This is a genomic window from Herbaspirillum sp. Her3, from assembly GCF_057961275.1.
In genome coordinates, this window is record NZ_CM176328.1 from 1,988,733 (window position 1) to 2,006,159 (window position 17,427).

22 protein-coding genes are annotated in these 17,427 nt (G+C 60.2%); 2 read left to right on the forward strand and 20 right to left on the reverse strand.

Translation table 11 applies throughout. The annotated features are described in order from the left end of the window. Position 1: 1 nt before the first annotated feature. The 20 genes from ACVC5H_RS09115 to ACVC5H_RS09210 all read right to left on the reverse strand — a co-directional run bounded on the left by ACVC5H_RS09115 (position 2) and on the right by ACVC5H_RS09210 (position 14,013). Positions 2–319: a phage tail assembly protein gene (locus tag ACVC5H_RS09115; protein WP_489622010.1), complete on the reverse strand. Its 318-nt coding sequence runs from the start codon at positions 317–319 to the stop codon at positions 2–4. 59 nt (positions 320–378) lie between these two features. After that, positions 379–888, reverse strand: coding sequence for a phage major tail tube protein (locus ACVC5H_RS09120; RefSeq protein WP_489622011.1), 510 nt, complete (start codon positions 886–888; stop codon positions 379–381). 57 nt (positions 889–945) lie between these two features. Beyond that, positions 946–2,121, reverse strand: coding sequence for a phage tail sheath protein (locus ACVC5H_RS09125; RefSeq protein WP_489622012.1), 1,176 nt, complete (start codon positions 2,119–2,121; stop codon positions 946–948). A 24-nt stretch (positions 2,122–2,145) separates the two neighbouring features. Further along, a complete protein-coding gene (locus ACVC5H_RS09130; RefSeq protein WP_489622013.1) occupies positions 2,146–2,442 on the reverse strand; it encodes a phage tail protein in 297 nt (98 codons plus the stop codon). A 2-nt stretch (positions 2,443–2,444) separates the two neighbouring features. Continuing rightward, positions 2,445–3,671 (reverse strand): phage tail protein, encoded by a 1,227-nt coding sequence (locus tag ACVC5H_RS09135; RefSeq protein WP_489622014.1) that lies wholly within the window; start codon positions 3,669–3,671, stop codon positions 2,445–2,447. Then, the gene (locus tag ACVC5H_RS09140; protein WP_489622673.1) at positions 3,668–4,288 is read right to left on the reverse strand and encodes a phage tail protein I; all 621 of its coding nucleotides are present in this window, start codon (positions 4,286–4,288) and stop codon (positions 3,668–3,670) included. The genes ACVC5H_RS09135 and ACVC5H_RS09140 overlap by 4 nt, the downstream gene beginning before the upstream one ends. Beyond that, on the reverse strand, positions 4,281–5,204 hold the full coding sequence (locus ACVC5H_RS09145; RefSeq protein ID WP_489622015.1) for a baseplate assembly protein: 924 nt from the start codon (positions 5,202–5,204) through the stop codon (positions 4,281–4,283). Before ACVC5H_RS09145 ends, ACVC5H_RS09140 begins: the two co-directional genes overlap by 8 nt. Continuing rightward, positions 5,201–5,545: a GPW/gp25 family protein gene (locus tag ACVC5H_RS09150; RefSeq protein WP_489622016.1), complete on the reverse strand. Its 345-nt coding sequence runs from the start codon at positions 5,543–5,545 to the stop codon at positions 5,201–5,203. Before ACVC5H_RS09150 ends, ACVC5H_RS09145 begins: the two co-directional genes overlap by 4 nt. Then, a complete protein-coding gene (locus ACVC5H_RS09155) occupies positions 5,542–6,186 on the reverse strand; it encodes a phage baseplate assembly protein V (RefSeq protein ID WP_489622017.1) in 645 nt (214 codons plus the stop codon). Before ACVC5H_RS09155 ends, ACVC5H_RS09150 begins: the two co-directional genes overlap by 4 nt. 110 nt (positions 6,187–6,296) lie before the next feature. After that, positions 6,297–8,006 (reverse strand): methyl-accepting chemotaxis protein, encoded by a 1,710-nt coding sequence (locus ACVC5H_RS09160; RefSeq protein ID WP_489622018.1) that lies wholly within the window; start codon positions 8,004–8,006, stop codon positions 6,297–6,299. Between the two features lie 148 nt (positions 8,007–8,154). Next, positions 8,155–8,625: a phage virion morphogenesis protein gene (locus ACVC5H_RS09165; protein WP_489622019.1), complete on the reverse strand. Its 471-nt coding sequence runs from the start codon at positions 8,623–8,625 to the stop codon at positions 8,155–8,157. Further along, positions 8,622–9,107, reverse strand: coding sequence for a phage tail protein (locus ACVC5H_RS09170; RefSeq protein WP_489622020.1), 486 nt, complete (start codon positions 9,105–9,107; stop codon positions 8,622–8,624). The genes ACVC5H_RS09165 and ACVC5H_RS09170 overlap by 4 nt, the downstream gene beginning before the upstream one ends. Beyond that, complete coding sequence (locus ACVC5H_RS09175) at positions 9,061–9,630, reverse strand: lysis system i-spanin subunit Rz (RefSeq protein WP_489622021.1); 570 nt, start codon at positions 9,628–9,630, stop codon at positions 9,061–9,063. Before ACVC5H_RS09175 ends, ACVC5H_RS09170 begins: the two co-directional genes overlap by 47 nt. Further along, a complete protein-coding gene (locus ACVC5H_RS09180; RefSeq protein WP_489622022.1) occupies positions 9,627–10,157 on the reverse strand; it encodes a glycoside hydrolase family 24 protein in 531 nt (176 codons plus the stop codon). Before ACVC5H_RS09180 ends, ACVC5H_RS09175 begins: the two co-directional genes overlap by 4 nt. Next, positions 10,154–10,528, reverse strand: a complete 375-nt coding sequence (locus ACVC5H_RS09185) for a hypothetical protein (protein WP_489622023.1) — start codon at positions 10,526–10,528, stop codon at positions 10,154–10,156. The genes ACVC5H_RS09180 and ACVC5H_RS09185 overlap by 4 nt, the downstream gene beginning before the upstream one ends. 40 nt (positions 10,529–10,568) lie before the next feature. After that, a complete protein-coding gene (locus ACVC5H_RS09190) occupies positions 10,569–10,778 on the reverse strand; it encodes a tail protein X (protein ID WP_209567400.1) in 210 nt (69 codons plus the stop codon). After that, positions 10,778–11,269: a head completion/stabilization protein gene (locus ACVC5H_RS09195; RefSeq protein ID WP_489622024.1), complete on the reverse strand. Its 492-nt coding sequence runs from the start codon at positions 11,267–11,269 to the stop codon at positions 10,778–10,780. Before ACVC5H_RS09195 ends, ACVC5H_RS09190 begins: the two co-directional genes overlap by 1 nt. An 89-nt stretch (positions 11,270–11,358) precedes the next feature. Beyond that, positions 11,359–12,078, reverse strand: a complete 720-nt coding sequence (gene gpM, locus ACVC5H_RS09200; RefSeq protein ID WP_489622025.1) for a phage terminase small subunit — start codon at positions 12,076–12,078, stop codon at positions 11,359–11,361. After that, complete coding sequence (locus ACVC5H_RS09205; RefSeq protein ID WP_171940856.1) at positions 12,078–13,121, reverse strand: phage major capsid protein, P2 family; 1,044 nt, start codon at positions 13,119–13,121, stop codon at positions 12,078–12,080. The genes gpM and ACVC5H_RS09205 overlap by 1 nt, the downstream gene beginning before the upstream one ends. Positions 13,122–13,170: 49 nt before the next feature. Then, positions 13,171–14,013, reverse strand: coding sequence for a GPO family capsid scaffolding protein (locus ACVC5H_RS09210; RefSeq protein ID WP_489622026.1), 843 nt, complete (start codon positions 14,011–14,013; stop codon positions 13,171–13,173). 143 nt (positions 14,014–14,156) lie between these two features. Here ACVC5H_RS09210 and ACVC5H_RS09215 point away from each other — a divergent pair, with 143 nt between their 5' ends. Then, complete coding sequence (locus ACVC5H_RS09215; protein WP_489622027.1) at positions 14,157–15,938, forward strand: terminase ATPase subunit family protein; 1,782 nt, start codon at positions 14,157–14,159, stop codon at positions 15,936–15,938. Next, positions 15,938–16,990 carry a phage portal protein gene (locus ACVC5H_RS09220; RefSeq protein ID WP_489622028.1) on the forward strand — a complete coding sequence of 351 codons (1,053 nt, stop codon included), beginning with the start codon at positions 15,938–15,940 and terminating at the stop codon, positions 16,988–16,990. Before ACVC5H_RS09215 ends, ACVC5H_RS09220 begins: the two co-directional genes overlap by 1 nt. Positions 16,991–17,427: the final 437 nt, after the last annotated feature.

Genomic DNA, 17,427 nt, shown 5'->3' on the forward strand with positions numbered 1-17,427 from the left:
TCTACTTCGATTGGGAGACCAAGGCGCAGTCCGCCTTCGGTGCCAAAAAAACAGAGACCTCCATGCCGCACTTGATCAGGTCGGCCGGGTCCATGGCGGCGACGTCGAACTGCGTGAGGGCCGGCTCACTGATGCGCGGCAGTACCACCTGCAGTGCGCTCACGTTCATGTTCATGAGATCCATCAGGCTGACGCCACGCAGGGCGCCGGACTTGGGGCGGCGCAGGGTCAATTCGGTGATTTGGGTATTGCCACGGGTCAACGGCTCGTCCAGCTCGACAACAACGGTTTCGATTTTGGGGACGGTTGCGGTGGTCATGGTGGTTCCTTCTCAGATTGGGAATTGGGAGAGGCAGGCGGCGGGATGCCGCCTGGCCATTACAGGCCGATGGCCTTGCGGATGTCGGCGCGACGATCTTCGCCGCCGACGATCTCGATGCCGTTCATGAAGTCGAAATCGAAGATCACCTCGTTGTCGATGGTGAGCTTGTAGGCGCTGAGCGGCATGCTGAACTTGTGCGAGGTGTCGTCGCCCACCTTGGCATTACCCATATCCACTTCTTTGTAGCGGCCACGCACGGTGATTTCCACCGCCTGCACGGATGCATCGTCATCGCTCTGGTACGCGCCCGCGAAGCGCAGTTGCACGGCGCCGTGCGAGGTGGCCGCGTATTGCTTCAATGCTTCCTTGACCAGGCCGCCGGCGGTCCACTCCAGTTGCATGGCTTCCTGGCCAAGGTCCACCGACACAGGGCCGGACATCCCGCCAGCGCGGTATTCCTCCATCTTGCGCGACAGCTTCGGCAAGGTCACCTCCGTGGCCATGCCGGCAAAGCTGATACCGTTCTCGAACAGGTTGAAATCCTTCAGTTTGTGGGGCATGCCCATGTTTTGCTCCTATGTTGTGAGGACGGGAGGCGGCCGGGCGTACCGGCCGGCTACCCATTAGGCGGCGACGCGCGCGGCGAAGTCGGCCAGGTATTGGTCGGTAATGCGCTGCTGGAACAGCAGGTTTTCCACGGGAGGGACCGGGGTATAGCCGTAATCGATGGTCAGCTTGCCGGCCTTCAACGTGTCCTTGTCGTTGAACTGCTCATCGAACCAGGCTTCACCGTCGATGATGTAGCCGCTGGCCTTCAGGGACCGGAACTTGGCATTGATGCTGGCCACCAGATCCTTGACAAGCGAGGGCGTCATCGGCAGGTCGACATAGACCATGTGCGCTTCGGCGATGGTGTCGGCCAGCACCTGTGCAGTGCGGGTGTAGTTCTCGAACGGGAAGTAACCGCCCTGGATTTCGCAGGTGCGCGAGCCCCAGAAGCGATAGCCGCTCATGTTGATGAGGGTGGTGACTTCCTTGGCGTTGAGCACGCCGGCGTCCGTCGCCGGGTCTTGCAGATCCCAGAACACGTCACGGCTGATGCCGGTCGGACCGTTCACCACCACGTTGGACAAGGTTTTGTGCCAGCCGGTCTGCTCGTCGATTTTGGCACGCAGACCCAGCGCATAGGCCACGGCCGAGATACTCACGTCGGCGTTCGAGGACGTGTCCCACGATACGAATTCCGGCCAGATCAGCATCACTTCACGCTGGCCGAACTCCGCACGGTAGGCGGTGGCGGCCACCACCGTGGCGCAGTTCCAGCACGATGCGTAGACGAAGGCGCGCAGGGTCTGCGCCAGGGAGGCCAGTGCATTGGTCACCGCCTTGGTATCCAGGCCGGGCGCGCCCAGAATGCGCGGCTTGATGCCGAGCTTGGCTTGTGCCGCCAAGAGGGCCTTGGAACCGGTATAGCGGCCCTCGGCCGAGACGCCGCCGATGACCAGGCTGGTTTGCTCGGTTTCGTCGTCGCCTTCGGCCACGCGCACCAGCACCACCAGGGGTTTAGCTTGTGCTGCGATGGCTTCCAGCACGCGGCGCATGGTGCCGCGCTTGCCGGCCTTGGCTTGCGCGGCGACCACGTTGGTAATGAGCACAGCGGTGTCCAGCGGGAAAGTCTCCGCGTCGGCGTCGTCGGCCGTGACGATCACGCCGATGACGGCGGTAGAGACGGTGCGGATGGGGCGGGTTCCCTCGTTGATTTCGATGACACGCACGCCATGGTGGTAGTCAGCTGCCATAGTGATAACTCCTAGTGGTTCGGATTAGGCTTGCGCCGGGGATTCGGTGGCCGGCTCGTCGGGTTCGTCTGCCGCCTCGGCTGGTGTCGGCGGTACCGGGATTTCTTCGATGACCCATTCGCCTACGGTGTCGTAATTGGGTTCAATCGGCTTGAGTGGAGAGACCCAGCGGGCGCGATGGCCTTCCGGGATGTCCGGTAATGCGATCTGCACCGCTTGATAGGGCACGTTGAGGCGTTCCTCCATCGGGAAGGCGTAGGCGGTCAAGGCGTGAAGGAAAACGCCGCTGTCGTCGGTCTGGTAGCAAATAGTCGGGGTCATGGTCAGATATGGATACGTGGTGCAAAAGCGGTGTTCATGGGACGGGTTTCACTTCCACCCTCATAGGTCATCTGCCAGCCTGGAGACCAGTTGGTGCCGTTATTCGGCGGGGCGTACTGGCCAAGGCCGGCGCGGTCGGCAATAAAGCCAGCCTCGCCGCCGGTATGGCGGTGGCTCCTAAATGCGTCGGCCTGATAAGAACCGAGCGTGCGGGCCGCGCCGTTATCCGCATTGGTTCCCATGAAGCGCGGGAAGATGTCGCGCAGATCCGGGAAGCGGAAGGTATTAGCGTCCACATCGGCAAATTTGAATATCTTCGTGGTCCAGGCGCTGGCAGCGACGCTGTGCCCGTTTTGCTGCGCCCACGCCCAGATAGAGGCTTGGCTCGTTTTGGAGCCGAGCCCGCCAACAAGATCCGCCTCATAGCCGCGCGGCGCCGCAGTCGTACCAAATTCCAGGGCACCGCATCGCAAGGTCCGGTAGCCGTGGAATTCGCCCGTGCCTACCACGTCGGTCCACTCCATCAGGCCAATCCCCTTGACCATCACCACGTCGCCCACCTTCTGCGCCGGGATGGCGGTCAGAAATGGGATGACGCCTCCGATGGCCTTGGCGATTGCCGCCGCCACGAATTCCACATTGGTCACTTGCTGATCGCTCGCGGCAGCGGCGGGCGTGGGTGCGGTCGGTGTCCCGGTCAACGCTGGCGATTTCAGCGGCGCCAGGTCGGCATGGATATGGTCCTTGGGCGCCGCATAGGCGACGATGGCGTCATCCGCATATTTGCGGGTGGCCAGGACGACAGCAGGATCAATCTTCAGCTCCACGGCAGCGGTGCTCGACACCAGCAACACCACCCGCACCACCTGATCCTTGCCGGCGCCGTCGGCCAACAGCGGCTTATAGCTGGGCGGGCAGTTCGCCACCGCGCACAGGTTGCCGGCGTCATCGAAGATGCCGATTTCGCGCACCCACCAGCCGCCCACATCGGCCGGCAAAACTTGTTCGATGATGATCTGGCTGGCGTTCTTTGGATCTTTGTCGAGGGTGTTGATGGGCGCGCGGCGCTGCTCTTTGACAAGGGCGGTCTGCTTGCGGTCGGGCACCGGTACGACGCCGTTACCGTCGCCCACGGCCATGTGCGTCAACTTCAGCGGAATGCCTAGCGCCAGGGCATTGGCGATTCGGGCTTCGCCGATCTCGGTCGGAATAGAAAAATAGGTGCTCATGGGTAGATGCTCATGATTTCGATAATGTGGGTGGCGCAGCCGATGAATGGCCCGCCGGCGGTCTCGATGCTGTCCGGGGTCCAGGGATAGACCGTGACCGCCTCGCCAAACTGCGCGTATGCACCCACGTTGATCTGTCCACGGGTCTCCAGATGGATACGCAGCCCGGTCAAATGGCGGGACAGAGGCTTGGCGTCGTCAATGAGCCGTTCCATTTCGAGGAACATTTCATCGGTGATGCCCGAATCCAGCACGCCGACCTCAAGCGCGAAGGTGCCGCGTGGTCCGCGCGGCTCGGTCTGCCACCATTCGCTGATCTTGATGATGTAGCCCAGGGACTCGACCACGCCGCGCACGGCAGCGATGGTGCCCTTGTGCTGGTGGATATAGCGGGCGGCCTTGATCGTGCCGCGCTTGATGGCCTCGGGCCAGGTATCGTCCCAGCGATCTACAGAAAAGGACCAGGCCAGGAAGGGCAACAACTCCACCGGGCAGCGGTCGGGATTCCACAGCAGACGAAGCGGCACCGGCGTGTCGGCCAGGGCGGCGCAGGCGCGCGCAAGAGCCCGCTCCAGGGGTGTGGTATTGGGCGGCAGGGTCGGGACCGGGTTATACATCATCCACCTCTTCCAGCACCTCGGCGGTGATCGTGATGCCGGTGCAGCGTGCCGCCTGCGTGCGCCCGCACAGGATGTCCGCCGCTGGGGATTTCACGACGACATTGCGTACGCCCTCGACCTTCAGCGCGGCCACGTAGGCATTGCGATAGACGCTATAGCCGAGTGGGCGCAGCGGCTTGGCAATGGCGGCCGCGTTCGACCTCGCAGCGTTCAGCGCAATGGGCGCCTCTGGACCTTTCTCGACATACACCACGGCTTCCAGCTCGTAGTCCGTGACCTGGCCCTGTACGACCGAGACCAGATCGCCCAGCGGCCGGACATCCTCGGCCGACAGTGCGGCATCGATGATTTGCAGCAGGTCGGCAGGCGCCTGCCAGTCATCCGAGTTTGCCAGGACCGCCACCACGACCTCGCAGGGTGCTGGGCTGACGGCGCGCGCGTCCAGCACACGGCCGTCAGCACTGCGCGCGTGGAATTCGTAGGCATTGCGCGGCCCGGCCGTCGAGAGCGCATCAGGCGCTTCCTGAATGCGCAGGCGATAAGCATCGTCACCTTCCAATACCTCGGTCACCGGTGGCGAGGCGTCCGGATCAGCTTCGACCAATACCAGGCGCTTGACGTTGGTATTGGCGCCGATCTGGTCGAGGTCTGCACCGATGGCAAACGACAACATGACTGCCTTGGCGGCGTCGTTGACGCGGTTGCGCAGCAAGAGCTCTTGATAGGCGTTCTCCTGCAGCAGCTTGGTAGCCGGCTCAGACTCCAGGGATAGCACATTGGCAGCGGCCTCTCGCTCGTCTTCCGGCAGCAGCGCCAGCACGGCCGCTTTGCGACTGGCCAGGATGGTTTCGAAGTCCAGGGTTTCCAGCACTTGTGGTGCCGGCAGCAGGGACAGGTCGATAGGCGAGCTCATTGCGTCGCCCATTCACGGACCTGCACGGAGAATTCGACAGCGGTGCCATTGGTCACGCCCTGCAGCACCACCGAGACTGCGCCGCTGGCATCCCGGTTGAGATTCACCGACGAAAGAGAAATGCGCGGCTCCCACAGCGTCAGGCGATAGGCCACGGCCGCATAGATGCGCATGACGGTCACCCCATTCAGGGGCTGGTCGATCAGCTCGGGGATTTCCGATCCATAGGCGCGGCGGTAGATGCGGGTGCCCAGCGGCGTCATGAGGATGTCGCGCACGGACTGGCGGATGTGATCCAGCAGAGATAGGCTGCTGCCGGTGGAGGCGTTCATGGCGATCATGGCAGCGGCGCTCCCGACTTCTCATCGCCGCGCTTGATCTCGCCGTGCGGGTGATTGCGCAGACTGATATTGCCGGCCTTCACGTCGCCGGTCGCGTTCACCTCGCCATCGATGACCATCGCGGCGCCACCGTCACCGCCCTGGACCTTGGCGCCATTGTTCAATGCGCTGAAGCCTTCCACCACCAAATTGCCCTTGATGGTCACATTGCCGGTGCAGGTGGTTTGTGGTGCGTCAGCGGTCACCACATCGGCTTTAATCAGGGCCGAGCTGCCCGTTGGCAGGATGGCCGACAGCGAATGCTTGCCGAAATCGTAGAGCACTACGGCGCCGTCCGGGTAGTGGATGGCGCGGATGTTGAGAGAGGTCTGCGGCGCCGGCGACTCGGCCGAGAACAAGCCGGCCAGGACTTTGCCTTGGGTCAGGTCGCCATTGGGGGAGAAGACGATGACTTGCTCGCCAATGGACGGCGGGCACCAATCGATGACATCACCAGCACGCAGCGCGATCCACTGCAGCCAGGTGGTGAGCAGCGAGGGAGATAAGCGCACGCGCACCTTGTCCGCATTGATCTCGGCAATCTTGCCGGTGCGGATCAAATTGGGGATGGTGCGAACGAGTTCGGAGAGGTCGGGCGTCATGCAACCCATGTTGCCGGATCGCGCGTGGGAAGGCACGACCCGGCGGGTTGATAACGACCTATCTAACTGAGAGAGAAGAATCTAAGGAAAATGGGGGAGGCCATCTCCGATTAGAAGGTCTCCCAATCCTCTTCATTTTCCTTCTTCTTATTTGTCGGAGCTGGGAGTGTCTGCGTACTCTTTGCCACATCATTCTGCCGTCGCGGCTGTTCCATGGCGGCGCGAACAGCATGACGGGCGACGCCCGGTGACTTCGGCGCATTAGGACGATCCAACTGATCAATGCGGAATACGCTGACCACCTTCGATAGGTTTTGTATCTGATCTTGCATAGACTGCGCAGCGGCGGCGGCTTCTTCGACGAGGGCCGCATTTTGCTGCGTTACCTGATCCATCTGCATGACAGCCTGATTGACTTGTTCAATGCCGTCACTTTGCTCCCGAGTGGCGGCAGAAATTTCAGTAACTATGTTCGTGACCTGCTGAATACTGGCAACAACTTCATTCATTGTTTGGCCAGCTTCCGCAACCAGTTCACTCCCGGAATTTACTTTGTCGACCGAGTCTTGTATCAGCTCTTTAATCTCTTTGGCGGCGGTAGCAGAGCGCTGGGCCAATACGCGAACCTCGGATGCAACTACGGCAAAACCGCGCCCTTGCTCGCCCGCCCTTGCGGCTTCAACCGCCGCATTCAGGGCAAGAATATTGGTTTGGAAAGCGATGCCATCAATGACGGAAATGATATCGACAATTTTTCTTGACGAGTCATTGATGGAGCTCATCGTTTGAACCACCTTCTCGACAACGTTGCCACCTTGTTGGGCTATTTGCGAAGAACGCGAAGCAAGTTCACTCGCCTTCTGCGAATGCTCTGCATTCTGCTTTACGGTCGACGTCAGTTCTTCCATGGAAGATGCAGTTTCTTCCAACGAGCTGGCTTGCTGTTCAGTGCGAGACGACAGGTCCAGATTGCCCGTGGCAATTTGTGTCGAAGCTGTAACCATAGCATCAGTCCCATGCCGAACCTCTCTGACGATATCTTTCAGCTTCTGATTCATTACCGCTAATGCCTGCAGAAGCCGCCCTGTCTCATCTTTTTGGGATTGCGCTATCTCTGCCGTAAGATCCCCTGCTGCCACTTGCTCAGCAACAGAAAGAGCACGGTTAAGGGGAGATGTGATTCCACGAGAAATAAAGAACGCAACAAGAGCTGCAAAGATACTTGCGACGAGCCCGCTCACCACCATAATCGCGCGAGTGCTTTCGTAGTTCTCTTTTGCCTCGGCGACCGCTTGATTCATCAACTCTTGTTGAGTTTCAGACAGACTGTCCAGTTCCTTAATGTACTTCTTTTGCATCGGCGCCATTTTCGTTCTGAGCAATTCGACAGCGCCATCTCTGTCTGCCTGCTCCAGAAGTCGAACAACCTCGGACATCACAGCGGTATATTCAGTCCGAGATTGAATAACTTTTTCCAGCTGCGCTTTTGCTTTCGGGAGAACAATGGCCGTGCTGAGTTGCTCGTATAGCTTGTTATTTTCCACTACAAGCTGATCAGCGGCCGCTTTCTCTTTGGCTATTTCCTCACGATTTGCTGAAATGAGCCTAGTGCGTACTGAGAGCGCAATATCGTCTGTATTTCCTGCGATCGTATTGATAATCGCGACCTTTTTGTAACGGTCGTTCACCACATGATCCAAAGATTCATTGGTCTCGGAAAGTCTTGCTAATCCGAGCACTACGATACCGATGATGATTAAAACGAGCGTCGCGAAGGCAATACCTAATCTTGTTCCAATCCGCAAATCCTGAAAGCGCATTTATTCCCCCAATGAAAAATTTATCCGGGCACTTGTGTTGCAAGTGCCCGATAGCTTTGGCGGAATCGAATGTTCTTATAGTGCATAAGATACATGGATCAGATAGACAATCAACGTGATTTTTTGCTTTCTTGCCCTAGCTCAATTATCACGCGCCATCTTTCAAAGCTGAAACAACAAGCTCGCAAATCCTCTTAGTATCACTATGCGAGAAACCCAGCAGCTTCCGGGCTGGATACTTGTAGCTTGGGCCACGCGGCGCCACCTTGTCCGGCAGACCCTCATGATGCACGCGAGCAATACGCGCCACCTTGCCGAAGAAACCGACCGATGCCTGGTTGGCATCCGCCTGAACCTGCAGGTAAGCATTCGTGCGCAGCTTGTTGAACATGGCCGCCTTCTGCCGCTTGATCCGACCAGACTTGCCGCGCAGTTCCTTGCGATTCTTGCGTGCCGGATAGGGCGTGCCATCGGGCGCCACCTGCTGGGCGATCAGGCGTGCGTGCTCTCGTCGTAAATCGTTGGCCACCTGGCGCACGAGCTGGCGTCGTTGTGCTGGTTGCACCTTGGCAATCAAGGCGCCGGCCCATTCTTCCAGGCGTTGCAGATCATCACTCATGGCGGCGTCGGCACGGCCCATTCGGCCAGCAGGCTATCGTCCTGGTAGAGCTGCCAGAAGTCATCAGCGAATGGCGGGGTGAGATGAGGCTCGCCGGCGTGGATGATTTCCAGCCGGCCGCCATCTTGCCGTTTGACAATGGTGCGCTCAGTGAGCGCCAACTTGATCGACAGATCGAGAGAATCGGCGCTGTTCATGTCCACTTCGAAGCGGATGGCTTTCTTGGCGTTCTCGGGATTGGCGAAGGCTTCCCGCTGATGAACCCGCATCCAGGCCAGCAGCGGCACGAACACCAGATCGAGGTCCAGCCCGATATCGGTCAAGATCAGGTTCAACACATAGTCATACTCAAAGGACAGACCGGCCGTGCCCGTGGCACGCGATCCGCCCTCATCGATGAAGATGTGTAGCTTGTCCGGATTTTGCGCCAGATCCTTAATGGCCTTGCGCAGGTAATCCCGCAGATTGTTGGGCTTGTACATTCAGCTTCTCGCGCAAGGCGTTGTAGGCGTCGATCAGGGCATTGCTTTGTCGGATGGCGTCATCACCTTCGCTGGCGATGTCGTCAAAAAACTCTGCTGCCGCTGGCGTAAGTTCGGCTCGCGCTTCCTGGCCAGCTCCGCCGGCAACGCCGGTATCTGTGCAACTGGCTCCGGCGGGCACTGCAGCGACGACGGGGACTGACAGCCGGATAGCGCCGCTGCGCACGCCAGCAATGTAAGTGTCTTTCTCATGGCGGGCGGCATCCCTTTCATTGGTGAGCTTGTCGGTAACGGCCTGGATAGCATCGCGGGCACTGCGCTCGGCCTCCAGGACTTTTTCCGCACGATCAGCGCGGGCGTCGGCAGCCGCCTGGTCGGCCGCCGCAATGCTGGCTTTCAACTGGTCAATGTCGGCATCCTTGCGCCATCCCTGGATGGCCCATGCAGATGTAAAGGCCACTGCCAGCAAGCCGACGCCGAGCCCGGCACGCAACCGGGTGCGCCAGGTGTCGGTCAGCGTCATGCCAACACCCCGCCGGCGTCCACGAAGGCCAAATGCAGTTCCTCGCTGGTTTTCAGGGTCGGCAGCACGATGGCTTCGCCGCCTTCCCGCGTGAATGCCTTTTCGAGATCCACATAGCGATGCTCGAACTGGCCATAGCCGGCGCCCGGCAAGGATGCCCAGATGTTCTTGCACTTGGCGATGGCGTCGGCCAGGCGGCCGGCGTCGATATCTGGTAACGCCCGGCATTCCTTGATCTGCTGCAGGGCGATGGCGTCTTGCACCTTCGGACCGAACCCGGTCAGCCCGAGCTGCTTGCGGTAGATATCGTAGTAGCGCATCAGCAGTTGATAGGCACCGGCCGCCGTGGACCAATTCTTGATGCGAGGAATCCAGACGCGCACGCGTGGATGGTCGGCGTAGCTGGTAAAACGGGTGCGCCCGACGATCTGGTCATAGCCGCGGTCGCGCGTGGTCGGCGAATTGGACGTGCCTTCGGAGAAGCGCAGCATGCCCAGGAAGGCGCGGCGGTTGTCGAGAGCGTTCACAGTGTTTCCTTCACGTCGCGTGCCAGCTCGGCAATGTCCTTGCCCTGGCGCCGCTGGAACCACAGCGCCACGGCCCGCGTGATCCACCAGGCCGGCGCACCCACCATCAAATCGACCGGCTTCGGCCCCAGCACGGCGGCGATGGCCGGCACGTACTGGAGCAGCAGAGAAAACGCCAGGTCGCCGAACATGATGGAGAAGGCGCCCGCGCAGGCCAGGCGCACCACGAATTCCTTTTCGTTGAACGAGCCATCGGCATTGCGCGGCGGCAGGACGATATACAGCAGCGCGGCACCGACCATGCCGAGCACGGCCTTGATGCCGTAGATTTTCAGGATGGCAGCGATGCCGCCGACGGATTCTGCTGCCATAACGTGGTTTCCCCTTGTCAGTAATTTGGTATTCATGTCGTCAATCCCATAGGCTGATGCTGTCTTGCGCGGTGCTGGGCGCTTCCACTGCAGCGGGCAGCGTGACCATCGTTCCCGCTGGCAGCACCGCCCCCAATGCGGCCAAGGCCGGATTGAGCGCAAGCGCCTGCTCCACATAGCCGCTACTGGCGCCCAGGTAGCGAAACACCAACGCATCGAGCGTGTCGCCCTGCTGGCTGCGCACCTGCATCAGATCAGCTCCACGGTCGCATGCGTGCGGCCAAGAATGTCATTGATGGCCCAATGGCCGTTACGGCGCTGCACGTCCGGCGCAGTGTCCATCCATTCCATGTTCTTCTTGTCGGTCAGGGCACTCGCGGTGGTGTCGTAGTCCCGATAGCTCTCGAAGATGTCAGCCTTGGCGAAGCTGTAGACGGCGCGACGATAGTGCGCGACGTATTGGCTTTCGCCGTCCACCTTGAGCGCGGGCACCTCTTCCAGCTTCTGGAGTCCCCTGGCCAGGTGGCCCGCCTGCCAGTCCCGCAGCAGCCGATTGGTGGTCAGGATCGCGTCCACCAGGGCCGGGCGCAGTCGCGCATCGGTCACCGTCGAATCCAGCCGCATGGCATCCCGCATGGCCGGCATGCTGATGTCGGGGAAAAAGCCGTCATTGGTGATGGCCTTCACGTCGGCCAGTACGGTCGGCCCCGCCGTTACCGGCACCTCGTCGATATAGCTCATGGTCTTGAAATATGTGGGGGCGGTGGCCGAGACATCCGACGAACAATGTCGCTTCCGTCTCGGGCCGCCCCTGCGCCGTGGGGTGCTCTTTACTTGGCCGGTTCGGCGAACTTCTTGAGTCGCCGCTCCAGCCGCTCGATTTCCTTCTTGACGCCGGCCGCCTGGTGCAGCTCGCTCGCACGGGTGAGGTGCTGCAGTGAAGCCGTGGCCCGATCAGCCGTGGCCGCCGTGATGTTTTCTGCATCCACTTGATTGACCAGCTCCAGCAGGGCCAGGCCCAGCGCCTTATGCACCTTGGCGCGCGCCTGATCGGGGGTATCGGCGTTGCCGGTCATTGCCAGCACCTGTTGCAGGATGTCGGCCGCGCGGGCCGGATCATCCTTCAACTTGCCGCCCAGGCTGGCGCCCGCGAAATCGTCCTGCAGCAGCGTGGGCAAGGTGCGGTTGTAGCGATCCGGCAAAGTGAACTTGTGTTCCAGGGCATAGGCCGAGAGCTGCAGGGCACGTTCGTAGTCGCCGACATCGATGTGCCACACCAGCACATTGACCAGCACTTCGTCGTGCGCGCCACGGCCGCCCGACAGCACGCCATCAATCCAGTCCTGATAGGCCGGCAGCATGGTGGCCTTCATTTCGATCTTGCGTTCGATGGATTGGATGTTGGACAGCGTGCGCCGGTCTTCGTGGAGCTTCATTAGCATCAGCTCATAGGCACTGCCGGTGGTCACGCCGCCCGGCTCACCGGCAGACGCCGCCAGCTTGCCGAGCATGCGCTCGCGGTGGCGCGCAGCAGGAGACAGGCGCGACATCAGGCGCCGCCCGCTGCCGCATCCTGCAGCACCACGTTTTCCACCAGGGCGGCCAAGCCCTCATCCTCGATCACATAGGCGTCATTCGACGATTCATAGTTCTCGATGCGGTCGGCCTTCGGTTCATCCACCACACGGCGGCGGCGGCCACCGTTCTGGAAGTAGATCGACAGATTGTCCAAGCGGGTAATCAGCATGGCATTGGCCGGGAAGGAGGGCACGCGTACCGCCGGCAGGCCGCCGATACGCTTCTGGCTCACGATGATGTCAGCGGCCAGGGCTTCAGTCGGTGCCTGATCCTTGTTGATCAGCGGGAAATACTTGTCATGCAGCAGCTCGCGGCCGACGATGACCACGAGGCCCGTATCGTCCTGATACCACGGGTCCAGATTGGTCACCGCGTCATACACGGCGGCATCGAGGTTCACGTAATCGGCGCCAGCGCCCTTGCCGATGACCACTTTGCCCGGCAGATCCTGGCCGACCAGGCCCATGACGCGATGCGGGGACTGCTCGCGGATCTGCTGCAGCCAGCCCTTGTTCACGTCCTGCAGCAGCGGATACAGGTCGAGGTTGGTATCGGCGGCCACCTTCACGCCGTTGAAACCGATCATGATGCGGTCCAGTGCCTGGCGCTTCAGGATCGCATTGGCCAGACGCAGTTGGAAGTCCGAGAACTTGGCCCAGGCGTCCAGCTTGGCATAGGTGATATGCGTGTCGAAATTGGTCTTCTCGCAGCGATAGCGAGTGTTCGACATGGCCGACGCATCGCGGGTACTGCGGCGCTTGTCGCCGCGCGTATCGGTGCGGCTGGCGATGGGGCCGGACACGCCCAGGCCGATTTTTTCGCCTTCCTGCTCATCCACGCCAATCAGGTTGATGCTGGACAGGAATTCGGAGGATTCCTGCATTTTGTCTTCCAGCTTCTGTTGCACAGTCGGGTCCACGGAAAACGTCGAGTGGACGGCGCCGCCGGCAACATCGTTCAGGCTCGCCAGGCGCGCAGTGTAGGCGTTATAGGCGGCACGGGTCTGATTCTTCATGTGTTCTGCTCCAGGGTAAATTCAGAAAATAGGTTCGCGCGGGACCGGCTTAGAACTCGGTCTGCGCGGCGCCGTTGCTGCCGCCACCGGTGGCAGGCGGGCGCTGCACGCTGTTCTTGTCGGTCAAGTTGACGGTTTGGCGGAACTGCTCGGCGGCGGTCGATTCATCGCCAACGCGTTTTTCCAGCTTCTCCAGGCGTGCCACGGCCTCGGCGGCATCCTTACTGGCCTGTGTGGCGGCCTGCGCGAATTCGCCGACCTTCTCGGCGATGGCGCTCATGGCGGCAACCACGTCGGCGTGCTGGACATCGGCCTTTTTCTCGCCACCGCCGATGCGGCTGAACAGTTGCTTGATGGTCTCGGCCACGCTCGGGCCGTCTTCCTCGAATTCGAGCTTGGCCTCGATAGCTTCAGAGAACAGGTTCTCGGGCTTCAGCTTGCGGGGAGTAAAGGGCGAGGCCTTGGGATTGGTGGCCGAGAACTGCAGAATCTCGGTGCCCAGGCTGGCGGGGCTGTCGGTCACGGCCAGGCCGACCAGATAGGAACTGCCGGTGTCGGCGAACTTGTCGGCCAGCTCGATGCTGGTGAAGATCTTTTGACGGTCCTTGTTCATGGCGATCAGTGCGGGCGTCGGTTCGATCTGAGCGAACAGGGCCAGGCGCTTACCGTTCTCGGTGTCGACCTCTTCGGCCTTCAGTGCCAGTACATCGCCGTAGGCTTTGAACGGACCATCGGGAAGCAAGCTGCGCAGATGCTCGACCCACACGCGAGCGCCGTAGGTTTTCACGTTGTAGCTGTCGGCCATCTGCTGGATTTGCTCGCGGCTGATGCTACGGCCGTCGGTGGTCGCGCCCTCGGTCGCGACGCGGAAAAATTTGCTCTTGGTTGCCATGAGTTTTCGCGCTCGTTATCGGTTGATCGGATAACGTCATCTTCTGCCGATGGGCGAAATGCATCAATGAACTGAGGGTTGAAAAGGGGGATAGCGACTCGGCAAAGTCCCCGCTACGCGCGCGCGCCGCCTACGCTTGCGGCATGTTAGAAATTCCAGAAGACATCAAGGACAACATCGACCAGGCGACTGAGCCTCGGCAGCTTGCGCGCCGCCTGTATTTCGAGGGCTGGCGCATCTCGTCGATTGCGCGCCATCTGAAGATCAAGCGTTCCACCGTCAATAGCTGGAAGCACCGCGATGAATGGGAAAAAGTCTCACGCCTGGAGCGCGTAGAGATTGCCCTTGAAGCGCGCATAGTGCAACTGATCGCCAAGGAAGTAAAGGGCAATGGCGAGTACAAGGAGCTCGATGCACTAATGCGGCAGCTTGTGCAGGCCGCGCGCGTGCGCCGCTATGAGCAGCCGGGCGGAAACGAAACCGACCTCAATCCCAAGATCGCCAATCGCAATGCTGGCCCGAAGAAGAAACCGGTGCGCAACGAGTTCAGCGAAGAGGCCCAGCAGCGCATCGTCGAGGCATTCAACGATTCCCTGTTCGACTATCAAAAGGTCTGGTACCGAAACGGCAGCGAGCGCACGCGCATCATCCTGAAATCCCGCCAGATTGGTGCTACGTGGTACTTCGCGCGTGAGGCGCTGATTGATGCGATCCAGACCGGACGCAATCAGATTTTTCTGTCGGCCTCGAAATCGCAGGCGCACGTCTTCAAGCAATACATCATCCAGTTTGCAAAGGACGCGTGTGGGGTGGAACTGTCCGGCGATCCTATCGTGCTGCCCAATGGCGCGCACCTGTATTTCCTCGGCACGAACGCACGAACCGCCCAGGGCTATCACGGGAATTTCTATTTCGATGAATTCTTCTGGACGCACAATTTTACTGAGCTGAACAAGGTGGCGTCCGGCATGGCCTTGCACAAGAAGTGGCGCAAAACGTACTTCTCCACGCCCTCGGCCACCACGCACCAGGCCTATCCGTTCTGGACCGGCGAGGCGTTCAACAAACGCCGCGCCAAGGGCGAGAAGGTCAACATCGATGTGAGCCACAAGCGCCTGTCGTCTGGCTTCACGGGCGAGGACAAAATCTGGCGCCAGATCGTCACGATCATGGACGCTGCAGCCGGTGGCTGCGATCTGTTCGACATCGACGAACTGCGCGACTTTGAATACTCGCCGGACCAGTTCGACAACCTGTTGATGTGTAACTTTATCGACGATTCCGCGTCGGTATTCCCGCTAGCTGACCTGCAGCGCGGCATGGTGGATTCGTGGGTGGATTGGGATGACTACAAGCCGTTCACGGCTCGCCCCTTTGGCCACCGCCCAGTGTGGATTGGTTATGACCCGTCCCTGACCGGCGACAGCGCCGGCTGTTCGGTGATTGCCCCGCCGCTGGTCCCTGGCGGCAATTTCCGCATTCTTGAACGCCACCAGTGGCGCGGCAAAGATTTTGCGGAACAGGCCGCGCTCATCAAGGAAATGTGCGGCCGCTACAACGTCCAGTACATCGGCATCGACACCACCGGCATGGGCGTGGGCGTCTATCCGCTGGTGAAGCAATTCTTCCCCGGCGCCACCGCCATCAGCTACTCGCCCGAAGTCAAAACGCGGATGGTGCTCAAGGCGCAAAACATCATCCGCAGTGGCCGCCTGCAGTTCGATGCGGGCTGGACGGACATCGCGCAGTCCTTCATGGCCATTCGCAAGATCCTCACGCCTAGCGGGCGCGCCGTCACCTATGACGCTGGCCGCTCGGAAGAAACGGGCCACGCTGACTTGGCCTGGTCGGTCATGCACGCCCTCGACTATGAGCCCTTCGAAGGCACCACCGCTAACAACACCTCATCCATGGAGTTCTTCTGATGAAACACAGAGCACGCCGCCGCGCGGCTGCATCCGACAACACGCTGCCGACCAAGGTCGAGAGGCCGCCGGCGCCGGCCATCGAAGCGTTTTCTTTTGGCGATCCTTCGCCCGTGCTGGAGGGCCGCGACATGCTGGCCGATGTCGAGTGCTATCGCAATGGCGACTGGTACGAGCCGCCGCTCAGTATGGTCGGCCTGGCCAAGTCTTTGAATGCCAGCGTCCACCATGCCAGTGCGATTTGGTGCAAGGTCAATATCCTCGCGTCGACCTTCCAGCCGTCCGCCGTGTTGTCGCGCGGTGACTTCACGCGCCTGGCGCTGGACTTCCTGCTGTTCGGCAACTGCTACGCCGAGCGGCGCGAGAGCATGACGGGCAAGCTCTTGAGCCTGAGGCCAGCGTTGGCCAAATACACGCGGGTAGGCGTGGAGCCAGGCCGCTACTTCTTCGTCAACGGCTGGCGAGATACCTACGAATTTGAGCCGAACGGCATCTGGCACCTGCAGGCACCGGACATCAACCAGGAAGTGTATGGGGTGCCGCAGTACGTGAGTGCGCTGCAATCGGCCTGGCTCAATGAGTCGGCCACGCTCTTTCGTCGCCGCTACTACCTCAACGGATCGCATGCGGGCTTCATCCTCTACATGACCGACACGGCCAGCAACGTCAACGACGTGGACAAGCTGCGCGAGGCGATGCGCAACAGCAAAGGGCCGGGCAACTTCCGCAACCTGTTTGTGTATGCACCAGGCGGCAAGAAAGATGGCCTGCAGATCCTGCCGGTCTCCGAGATTGCCGCCAAGGACGAATTTTTCAATATCAAGAACTGCACGCGTGACGACGTGCTGGCCGCGCATCGCGTGCCGCCGCAATTACTCGGGACCATGCCCAACAACACCGGCGGATTCGGCGATGTGACGAAGGCGGCCGCCGTCTTTGGCTGCAACGAGATTGAGCCGTTGCAGGCGCAGTTCCTTTCCTTGAACGAGTGGGCCGGCCAAGAGGTGGTCCGCTTCCGTTCCTATCAACTTCTTACCAATGAGGGCAAATAACTATGAGCGATCACGCCGACAACGCGGACAGCAGAATCTATCGAACCATCGCCGCCGGCCTAGCCGCCGCACGACGTGCGCCAGCGCTTCAGCCTGACTGCCGCTGCCATTTTTGCGACGACCTAGTAGCCGTCGGAATGCGGTTCTGTAATGTGGACTGTCGGGATGACTATGAAAAGGAGACTGCTGCAAAGCGGCGAGTAGGAAGACTGCACTTTGATTAAGAGAATACGCAATCAATCTGCAAATATCTTATTTCATCACCTGTTTCCACATTGCAGTATTCGAAAAGAACTCTGAATATCTGTGCCGTACGTTAATTGAAAATAAAGGTAAATTCCATCGGAGAATTGAAATCAAATTAAGAAAAAACCTGATCCATAAGGGAGAAATATTCTGAATTCATCCTATATTTACAGTGCCGCTCACCTTTGATC

Coding starts and splice junctions, on each gene's coding strand:
- ACVC5H_RS09210 (WP_489622026.1), bottom strand. CDS start 14,013: ATGGCAACCAAGAGCAAATTTTTCCGCGTCGCGACCGAGGGCGCGACC.
- ACVC5H_RS09115 (WP_489622010.1), bottom strand. CDS start 319: ATGACCACCGCAACCGTCCCCAAAATCGAAACCGTTGTTGTCGAGCTG.
- ACVC5H_RS09130 (WP_489622013.1), bottom strand. CDS start 2,442: ATGACCCCGACTATTTGCTACCAGACCGACGACAGCGGCGTTTTCCTT.
- ACVC5H_RS09125 (WP_489622012.1), bottom strand. CDS start 2,121: ATGGCAGCTGACTACCACCATGGCGTGCGTGTCATCGAAATCAACGAG.
- ACVC5H_RS09120 (WP_489622011.1), bottom strand. CDS start 888: ATGGGCATGCCCCACAAACTGAAGGATTTCAACCTGTTCGAGAACGGT.
- ACVC5H_RS09150 (WP_489622016.1), bottom strand. CDS start 5,545: ATGATCGCCATGAACGCCTCCACCGGCAGCAGCCTATCTCTGCTGGAT.
- ACVC5H_RS09170 (WP_489622020.1), bottom strand. CDS start 9,107: ATGTACAAGCCCAACAATCTGCGGGATTACCTGCGCAAGGCCATTAAG.
- ACVC5H_RS09185 (WP_489622023.1), bottom strand. CDS start 10,528: ATGGCAGCAGAATCCGTCGGCGGCATCGCTGCCATCCTGAAAATCTAC.
- ACVC5H_RS09220 (WP_489622028.1), top strand. CDS start 15,938: ATGAAACACAGAGCACGCCGCCGCGCGGCTGCATCCGACAACACGCTG.
- ACVC5H_RS09140 (WP_489622673.1), bottom strand. CDS start 4,288: ATGTATAACCCGGTCCCGACCCTGCCGCCCAATACCACACCCCTGGAG.
- ACVC5H_RS09155 (WP_489622017.1), bottom strand. CDS start 6,186: ATGACGCCCGACCTCTCCGAACTCGTTCGCACCATCCCCAATTTGATC.
- ACVC5H_RS09215 (WP_489622027.1), top strand. CDS start 14,157: ATGTTAGAAATTCCAGAAGACATCAAGGACAACATCGACCAGGCGACT.
- ACVC5H_RS09195 (WP_489622024.1), bottom strand. CDS start 11,269: ATGAGCTATATCGACGAGGTGCCGGTAACGGCGGGGCCGACCGTACTG.
- ACVC5H_RS09165 (WP_489622019.1), bottom strand. CDS start 8,625: ATGAGTGATGATCTGCAACGCCTGGAAGAATGGGCCGGCGCCTTGATT.
- ACVC5H_RS09145 (WP_489622015.1), bottom strand. CDS start 5,204: ATGAGCTCGCCTATCGACCTGTCCCTGCTGCCGGCACCACAAGTGCTG.
- ACVC5H_RS09205 (WP_171940856.1), bottom strand. CDS start 13,121: ATGAAGAATCAGACCCGTGCCGCCTATAACGCCTACACTGCGCGCCTG.
- ACVC5H_RS09135 (WP_489622014.1), bottom strand. CDS start 3,671: ATGAGCACCTATTTTTCTATTCCGACCGAGATCGGCGAAGCCCGAATC.
- gpM (WP_489622025.1), bottom strand. CDS start 12,078: ATGTCGCGCCTGTCTCCTGCTGCGCGCCACCGCGAGCGCATGCTCGGC.
- ACVC5H_RS09190 (WP_209567400.1), bottom strand. CDS start 10,778: ATGCAGGTGCGCAGCCAGCAGGGCGACACGCTCGATGCGTTGGTGTTT.
- ACVC5H_RS09175 (WP_489622021.1), bottom strand. CDS start 9,630: ATGACGCTGACCGACACCTGGCGCACCCGGTTGCGTGCCGGGCTCGGC.
- ACVC5H_RS09160 (WP_489622018.1), bottom strand. CDS start 8,006: ATGCGCTTTCAGGATTTGCGGATTGGAACAAGATTAGGTATTGCCTTC.